This window comes from Flavobacterium sp. (assembly GCF_035760125.1).
Classification (GTDB): domain Bacteria; phylum Bacteroidota; class Bacteroidia; order Flavobacteriales; family Flavobacteriaceae; genus Flavobacterium.
Window position 1 is genome coordinate 1 of the sequence record NZ_DASTTN010000139.1, and the last position, 8,947, is coordinate 8,947.

An 8,947-nucleotide genomic window follows, 5' to 3' on the forward strand; every position below is an offset into this window, starting at 1 on the left:
TTACTTCAACGTAATAATCTAATAATTTTTCTGAAATTCCTGCAATTTCAGCATAATACTGACTGGCGATTACGTCTGGAAGCATATATAAATCTGCCTGCGTGCTATTGGTGAAATTTCCTTTAGGAAAAACTCTTTCAGTCATTGGTAATGATATCCATGATCCAACTTCGCCACCTCCTGCATAAATTTCGTTTTGATTTGAACCGAGACTGTTCTTTCCGTCAACGTCAATTCGGTATTTTAATTCTGATTTTTGAATACCGCTAACATCATAAGCAAAAGTATAAACAGTAAAATCCGCCGAATTTAAGAAATCCTTGTAAGCATAAGGTGCGCCATATCCTTTTTCGCCCGGATTATAAGGCCAGCGCTGTGGAATGAACACAGATGGTTTTGTGGTATCAACACCAGCATGGGCATCAAGAGTAGGTTTTGCAAACTGAACACATCTATTAACAGCAAGAGTGGTTTTTATTTCTAAATCTTCGGCTAGGCCGTAATAGGCATTTCCACTGTCATAACCAGCCATCAAAAAGTGCCAGGCTTTTTCTGCAGGACTTACTGCGGCAGTTGGGTTTACAATTTCACTCATTCTAAGGTTGCTTCCTTCTAGTTGTTCAGCCATAATTGCGTGGTTTTCACCAGCTGTAGTGATGGCTTGATTCATCATGTCTTCTGTCCATCCATTTGGATTGAATTTTTTTGTTACCGGATCAAAGAACGGCCATAACCAGTTTGTAAATTGCGGATGTCCAAAATCGCCATCGGCATTTACCCAAGCCCCATCTTCAACATGGACCACTTCTGATTCAGGAACAGGATTGTCTTGTAGATATTGAGGTATTGTCGTTGGGATATTTCCATTGGCAGCTGATGCATGCGAAAATCCGGTAACTGATTCGTTGTAATAGGAAGAACCACCTCCCCAGGCATTATCTCCATCATGGGCAAATAAAACCAATGGACGTCTTGGAGATGTTGCCGCTTTGGCTACTATTGGATCTATTAAAGTAGTGCCAATCGCAGCATATCCATCTTCATAGCTTTCATAATCGGCCATAGGAACCACAGTGATTTTGTATTCCTGTGCTGTCTCTGGGTCAACATATTTTGCTTTATAGGGAAGATAAGAATAGGGTACGGCAAATTGTCCACCACGGGCATCTTTTTGAGCCGAAAACCAGGTATTTCCTTTTGTGTCTACCTGATCTGCTTTGTTAGGAATATCACACATAGTTCCGCCAGAGCCATATCTTATGGGATAGTCAGATAAAGTTCTGGATAAATGGCTGTTGGCAATAACTGACCATTCAATGCCACATTCGGTCAATGTTTTTATAATTCTTTCAGAGAAAGCGCATTCAGCTGGCCAATATCCTTTTGATTCATGAGATCCAAATAATTGAGTCGAATAATATTGATGCGCTTTAATCTCTTTTTTCAAGGCTTCGTCACTTAATAAGGGAGAAAGTGCATGGTGCATTGTAAAGGAAACCATTTCCATACGGGGAAATCCACCAGAAGTTTTCCATGATTTTGCATCTTTAATGTTTTGAATCCAAGAATTGGAATACCCCCATTGATTTGCTTGAGCGAGTTCGTTGACGTTTTCCAGTAAAGATCCTCCATACGTTATTTGTGCTCCTGCTTTGGGTAAATCTTTAATAGAATTAATAGCATTTTTTGGTGCAAATTGGTAAGCTGCTACACGGTCACCAGTACCAAAAATTTCTTCCAGGTTGTTTGTTGGGTGAGCAAGTCCATTTTTGTCATTATTAGCACCAGAAACTTTTAAATCTTGAGATTCTTTTACAATCTGATATCGATTTGGGTTTTTCTTACTGATATCTCCCCAATAAGTTGGCTGATGGAGATGCCATAAATAGGTAGTATTCACTTGTGCTTTTACAAAAACAAAAGGAATTAATAAGGCATAAAATAATAGTAGGTTTTTTTTCATGATTTAATTTTTTGTTATTTATATTGTAAATTTTTGTTAAATGTATATTTTATTAACATTAAAATTATGAGTTTGATTTATTGCGCGAATACTATTACGATGTAGTGTTTGTAACTTTTTTATATTTAACAAAAAGTGAAAAACAATTTATATTTTTTATGTAATCAATTGTTATTTAATTGATTGTATTGTTTTGATGAAGGTGTGTTTATTTTTTGAAATGAGAAGTGATTGAATTCTAAAATTGATTTTTAGTCTTAGCAGTGTTTTTTATGGCAACTGATTTCCTTTTCGTGATAAATTGTGATTTGTTGTTTTATTTAAAAGGTTTGTCTGTAATTCTTGATAAAATCGTTATAATTCGAACAAAAAACCTCTAAAATTAAACTTTAAACAAAACTTTATTCCTTAATTTTGCATCACTAAAAATAAAAATCACATACTATGAGTTCATTTGACGTAGTCATTATAGGTTCTGGGCCAGGCGGATATGTTTCAGCTATTCGTTGTGCACAATTGGGTTTCAAAACAGCAATTATAGAGAAATATTCAACTTTGGGCGGAACTTGTCTAAATGTAGGTTGTATTCCCTCAAAAGCGTTATTGTCTTCTTCACATCATTATGCAGAAATCAAGCATTTTGACGATCACGGAATTGAAGTTTCTGGTGATGTAAAAGTGAATTTAGAGAAAATGATTGCCCGTAAACAAGGAGTTGTTGATCAAACTTCGGGAGGAATTAATTTCTTGATGGATAAAAATAAAGTTACTGTTTTTAATGGTTTGGGTTCTTTTGTAGATGCTACTCACGTTGCAATTGCAAAAGCTGACGGAACATCGGAGACGATTGAAGCCAAAAATATCATTATTGCTACAGGTTCAAAACCATCTTCTTTGCCTTTCATCAAAATTGATAAAGAAAGAATCATCACTTCTACTGAAGCTTTGGCTCTTAAAGAAGTACCAAAACACCTTGTGATTATTGGTGGTGGTGTAATTGGTATTGAATTAGGTCAAGTGTATTTACGATTAGGGGCGCAAGTTTCGGTTGTGGAATTCATGGATAGAATTATACCAGGAATGGATGGTGCTTTGTCTAAAGAATTGACTAAAGTGTTGAAAAAACAAGGAATGAAATTCTATACTTCTCACAAAGTACAATCGGTAGAAAGAAAAGGTGATGCAGTAATTGTTCAGGCAGAAAATGCTAAAGGAGAAACAATCACACTAGAAGGTGATTACTCTTTAGTATCAGTTGGTCGTCGTCCTTATACAGATGGTTTGAATGCTGACAAAGCAGGAGTGAAAATTTCGGATAGAGGACAAGTGGAAGTAAATGATCATTTGCAAACTTCGGTTCCAAATATTTACGCTATCGGGGATGTGGTTCGTGGAGCTATGTTGGCTCACAAAGCGGAAGAAGAAGGAACTATGGTTGCCGAAATCTTGGCTGGTCAAAAACCACATATTGATTATAACCTGATTCCTGGAGTAGTTTATACTTGGCCAGAGGTTGCTGCTGTTGGACAAACAGAAGAGCAATTGAAAGCAGCTGGAGCTGAATATAAAGTGGGAAGTTTTCCATTCAAAGCTTTAGGTCGCGCTCGTGCGAGTGGAGATCTTGACGGATTCGTAAAAATTCTTGCTGATGCCAAAACAGATGAAGTTCTAGGAGTACACATGATTGGAGCCAGAACTGCCGATTTGATTGCAGAGGCAGTTACTGCAATGGAATTCAAGGCTTCTGCCGAAGATATTTCAAGAATGTCACATGCGCATCCAACATTTGCGGAAGCAATAAAAGAAGCAGCATTGGCAGCAACAGATAATAGAGCTTTACACGTATAGTATAAGCTTTTAAAAATAAAACCCGTCTCGTTATAAAAATGAGACGGGTTTTTTGTTTGAAATGGTTTCTATTTATGCTGTAAATAATCCTTTGTAGCTATCCCATTTAGTATAAAGAAGGAAAATATTTCCTAAGAATAAAAAACTGGCGACCGGAATGCCTTCTGGAGCCAGAAATAGGTGTGTGCAAATAATATTGGTTGAAATAGGCATCAATAGAATAAAAGTTATTTTGTTGAATTTTCCAGTAATAAAAGACAGTCCACAAGTAAGTTCTATTGTTTTTACTAATGGCATAAGATATCCGGAAGCTTTGATTCCGTCATTGAATACTTTCATGTTTCCTGCTAAGGGAGGTTCTGGGAACAAATGTAAAAAATAGCTTATAGAAGCAAATAGTAATAATAGTCCAATTAGTGAACGAATAATAATAGTGGCAATTTTCATAGGTTTATATTTAGTGGTTTTAGTTTATTGGTAGATTTTTTTAATGGGCTTTATTAATCAAATTGATTTATCGATTTTCTGTTAAACAGGCTTTTGTAGCTTTTCCAATGTGTGTAAATTAAAAATATATTACCTAGAAAAACAAAAAGAGCAAGTGGTATTCCATTTGGGTTTAAGAAGAAATTGATGAATAAAATATTTGTGCTAACTGGTAGGACAATAAGATTGCACAAGGCAACGTATTGACCAGTGAGATATGAAATTCCACAGAGTAATTCTATTGTTTTAACCATTGGCATCAGATAAACAGAAGAAATTAAACCTAGTTGGAAAGCTTTGAAATCTCCTGTGTTTGCAAGGTCTGGCATTAAGTTAAAAAAATAGGCTACCGATACAAAAACTAGTAATAAGCCAATTATTGTGCGAATAAAGAAAGTTGCAGTTTTCATATTTCGAGTATTTAAGAAGTTAAATGTTTAATTGATAATATGTGATCACAAGAGTAATCATCTTTTCATCCATTTACTTGCATTGATAGCTTTCGGAGGCAGAAAACTAAGTCCATTTCACTAACAAATTTAGTTAAATTTTTTATTATTTATTACGTTTTTAATTATTTTATTAGTGATATTTTCTTAGAATTGAGTTAGTTGCGTGTTTTTTAGTATCTAATGATAGTTCACTAAGCAATTCGAGCGAAGCCCTAAACCTTTTTAGTTTTTGGATTCGCTCGATATTGAAATACAGAATTAAATCTTGATATTGACTTTTTTTAGGTGTTTGTGTTTCTATTGTTTTTTAAGATACTTTTTGTAAAGGAGAAATCCTCCAATGGCAATTAATAGGAACCACCAGATTTCTATTATAAAAACGATAACATCGAGTAGAACGTACCAACCTGTTTTTAAAGAATCAATGATGCGGATTCCAATATTGGGTTTGTAGTAGTTGTAATCCTTAGTGTTGGCAATCATTTCTTGTTTTACCGATTCATGTTGGTATATTTGAATGGTTAGCGTACTAAAGTTTATTTGGTCTTGGATCGATAAATTTTCCAGTTTGGAATTGTCATTTTGTTCTTTTTGATTAGCCAAATTATTCTCAGCTTCCATAATATCGTTGATTTTTTTTCCTTTTGTGTCGATTGCCTTTTCCACTCTTTTTTCATTAGTGCTGCTTCTTTTTTGAGAAAGCTGGTTTGAAAGCATTTTTAAGGAAACATCGTCCGCTTTTATAATGCGGTAATCGAGAAAATCAATTTGTTTTGAAATAGATTTGATAACTGTATCAAGACGTTTGTTAGGCACTCTTATCGTGATATTGTTTTCTACGTTGTAACGGGTCGTTTCGAGAGTGCTATCCTGACTTATTTTGGTTTCAAATTTATCAATAATGTTGCTTTGTAAATTTGTGTAGGTAACAAATCCATCAAACTTATTGGTGATGTTTTCGATGGTATAGGTGGATTGGGTAACATTTTTAACTTTAAATTTTAAGTCTGCGGTACGAATGAATTTTCGAGTACTTCCTTCTTTTTCAACTGCTGCTGAGGAAGAAATACTGTCGGCATTGACAGCCATGTCAGAGGTTAATTCTTCGCTGGCAACGTCACTTTTTTTGCAACTAATAATTACTGTAAATACTCCTAAAAGGATTAAGCTTAGCTTCAAAATTTTGTTCATAGATTTGGATTTAAAGATTGATGATTGTTTTTTTTTGTGTGATTGTTTTAAAATTCAAGGTCTAATTCTGTATCAAATATATAATGTTTTAACAAGTAAAAACTTTTTTAATATTTATTTAACTTAGGTTTAGTTTTATGAGATTTGTACTTGAGAAGCGATTTTTTTTGTTGTAATTTTGAAGTCCATAAACAGATTAATTTTTGAGAACTTCCATTTATAAATTTATTGAAGAACCATTGCAGTTCAAGCAGCAGCTTGTTGCTTGGGGACAACAATTTCGAGAAATAACTTTTCTGGACAGCAATTCATTTTCCAACGAATATTCCAGTTTTGATTGTGTATTGGCAGTTGATGCTTTTACGTCCATGAAAACGGATTACCACAATGCTTTTGAGGATTTAAAACAATACCAACAAACGACTAAAGATTGGTTGTTTGGATACCTTTCGTATGATTTGAAAAATGGTGTAGAGCATTTGCAATCCAATAATTTTGATGGATTGGATTTTCCGGATTTGTTCTTTTTTCAGCCTAAAAAGTTATTTTTATTAAAAGGAAATCAACTCGAAATTCAATATCTCAATATGTGTGATGATGAGGTTGAAGATGATTTTGATGAGATAGTTAAGAGCCAAAACTCAAGAGTCGAAAATCAAAATAAAATAGCTATTGAGCAACGCATTTCGAAGCAAAATTACATAGAGAAAGTTTCTAAATTGTTGGAATATATTCATCACGGTGATTTATATGAAGCTAATTTTTGCATGGAATTTTTCGCTCATAATGCCATAATCAACCCATTAGAAAAATTTTTTAGGCTTAATGAAATTTCACAGGCTCCGTTTACTGTTTTTTTCAAGAATAACAAGCAATTTTTAATTTCGGCATCACCTGAGCGTTATTTGAAGAAAGAAGGAGAGAATCTAATTTCACAACCTATAAAAGGAACTTCTAAGCGATTTTTGGATCCATTGGAAGATGAAAAATCTAAAAGTACTTTATCTCAAGATCCTAAAGAAAGAGCCGAAAATATTATGATAACCGACTTGGTTCGCAATGATTTGTCTCGAACTGCCAAAAAAGCATCTGTTGAGGTGAAAGAGCTATGCGGAATTTATTCTTTCTTGCAGGTACACCAAATGATTTCGACCATAACGTCCAAAATCGACCCTCAATATACGGCAGTAGATACGATTCGAACGACATTCCCTATGGGAAGTATGACGGGAGCTCCCAAATATGCTGCAATGAAAATTATTGAAGAACTTGAGGAAACCAAGCGAGGGCTGTACAGTGGGGCAGTGGGTTATTTTTCACCCAATGGAGATTTTGATTTTAATGTAGTTATCCGTAGCATCCTTTACAATCAGGAAAATGAATATGTATCTTTCTCAGTTGGAAGTGCCATAACTTCGTTATCCCTTCCAGAAAAGGAATACGATGAATGTTTGCTTAAGGCTAAAGCAATGCATGAAGTTTTACTATAATTGAATCATATTTTGGATTAAATAATAATCAGTATTTTTGATAGATGAAATCGCCACGACTCCAATAAATAGATTACGATGAAGAATGGTGATACCATATTACTTCGCCTGTTCGCTTGTGCTCGAGTCCAATTAAAAACAAATGTTATCCTCGTATGAAAAATATACTTCAAAATCATATCGATAATGAAATCCCTTATTTGAAGCAAAAAAAGCTGCTTCTTGCTGTAAGTGGAGGCTTGGACAGTATGGTTTTATTGCATTTATTTCAGGAATTGGGCTGTGATATTGCCATTGCCCATTGCAATTTTCAACTTCGGGGAGTAGAAAGTTTTGGAGATCAAAAATTTGTGCAGGACTATGCTGAGGCTAGTGGAATACCAATTTTTATAACTCAATTTGATACTGAGGCTTTCGCCAAAGATTATAAATTATCAACTCAGGTTGCTGCCAGAGAGCTACGATACAATTGGTTTTATGAATTATTGGAGACCGAAAAATTTGATTATATACTCACTGCTCATCATGCCGATGACAATCTGGAAACCTTCCTCATTAATCTCACACGAGGAACAGGATTAGAAGGATTGACAGGGATTCCAGTGCAAAATGATAGAGTGATTCGACCTTTACTTTTTTTATCCCGCCAAGAAATTGAAAATTATGCCAAGGCAAATGATATTCAGTGGCGTGAAGATAGTAGTAATGCTTCGGATAAATATGTAAGGAACAAAATTCGGCATCATTTGATTCCTGTTTTGAAGGAGTTGAATCCTCATTTTATGACCTCATTTTTGAAAACTGAAGGCTATTTGCAAGAATCATTGGCAATGGTTGAAGATGCGGCGAGTATGGTTTTTCAGCAAGTGGCGATCGAAAAGGAAAATCAAATTCATTTTGATCTGAATCGATTACTGCAATTACCCAATTATCAATCGTATTTATATCAATGGCTGAAAGAATATGGTTTTACCGCTTGGGAAGATATTTATGATTTGGTTGACAGCCAATCCGGAAAACAGGTTTTTGCGACTGATTTTCGTTTATTGAAAGACAGAGATTCCCTGATTTTATCACCAATTGATGATAGTGAGAAAGAAATAGAATTTTTGGTTAATGAAAATGAAACAGAAGTTAATATTCCCTTAAATATGACTTTTTGTAAAGTAGTAGACATTTCGGTTGCTACAAATAAAACTATATTTGTCGACGCTGATCAATTGGTTTTTCCATTGGTGATTCGCAAGTGGAAAACGGGAGATGTTTTCCTGCCTTTTGGGATGGATGGAAAGTCTAAAAAGGTGAGTAAACTTTTTAAGGATGAAAAATTATCATTGATAGAAAAAGAAAATACTTGGCTTTTGTGCTCAGACAATCAAATAGTTTGGATAATTGGAATAAGGGCTGATCATCGATTTAAAACCTCAAATGTGACCAAAAATATACTAAAAATAGAATTAATTTAGATACTAATAATGAAGAAAATACTTTTTATACTGTTTGCTTTTTTAGCTTTC

7 protein-coding genes are annotated in these 8,947 nt (G+C 34.4%); 3 read left to right on the top strand and 4 right to left on the bottom strand.

The window, feature by feature from the left end; translation table 11 throughout:
• Window positions 1–1,963, bottom strand: a 1,963-nt coding sequence (locus VFS71_RS05490; RefSeq protein WP_326399851.1) for a hypothetical protein, incomplete at its 3' end; no start/stop codon positions are given.
• A gap of 444 nt (window positions 1,964–2,407) precedes the next feature.
• On the opposite strand from VFS71_RS05490, the gene lpdA reads away from it, so the two are divergent.
• Window positions 2,408–3,811, top strand: a complete 1,404-nt coding sequence (lpdA, locus tag VFS71_RS05495; protein WP_326399852.1) for a dihydrolipoyl dehydrogenase — start codon at window positions 2,408–2,410, stop codon at window positions 3,809–3,811.
• Window positions 3,812–3,883: 72 nt separating this feature from the next.
• On the opposite strand, the gene VFS71_RS05500 is transcribed toward lpdA, so the two are convergent.
• From VFS71_RS05500 to VFS71_RS05510, 3 genes are all read right to left on the bottom strand, one after another.
• A complete protein-coding gene (locus VFS71_RS05500; protein WP_326399854.1) occupies window positions 3,884–4,258 on the bottom strand; it encodes a DoxX family protein in 375 nt (124 codons plus the stop codon).
• Window positions 4,259–4,311: 53 nt separating this feature from the next.
• Complete coding sequence (locus VFS71_RS05505) at window positions 4,312–4,707, bottom strand: DoxX family protein (RefSeq protein ID WP_326399855.1); 396 nt, start codon at window positions 4,705–4,707, stop codon at window positions 4,312–4,314.
• Window positions 4,708–5,046: 339 nt separating this feature from the next.
• A complete protein-coding gene (locus VFS71_RS05510; RefSeq protein ID WP_326399856.1) occupies window positions 5,047–5,940 on the bottom strand; it encodes a DUF4349 domain-containing protein in 894 nt (297 codons plus the stop codon).
• 203 nt (window positions 5,941–6,143) lie between these two features.
• On the opposite strand from VFS71_RS05510, the gene VFS71_RS05515 reads away from it, so the two are divergent.
• Together VFS71_RS05515 and tilS are read left to right on the top strand one after the other, a co-directional pair.
• Window positions 6,144–7,430, top strand: coding sequence for an anthranilate synthase component I family protein (locus VFS71_RS05515; RefSeq protein ID WP_326399858.1), 1,287 nt, complete (start codon window positions 6,144–6,146; stop codon window positions 7,428–7,430).
• 155 nt (window positions 7,431–7,585) lie between these two features.
• The gene (gene tilS, locus VFS71_RS05520; RefSeq protein ID WP_326399861.1) at window positions 7,586–8,896 is read left to right on the top strand and encodes a tRNA lysidine(34) synthetase TilS; all 1,311 of its coding nucleotides are present in this window, start codon (window positions 7,586–7,588) and stop codon (window positions 8,894–8,896) included.
• Window positions 8,897–8,947: the final 51 nt, after the last annotated feature.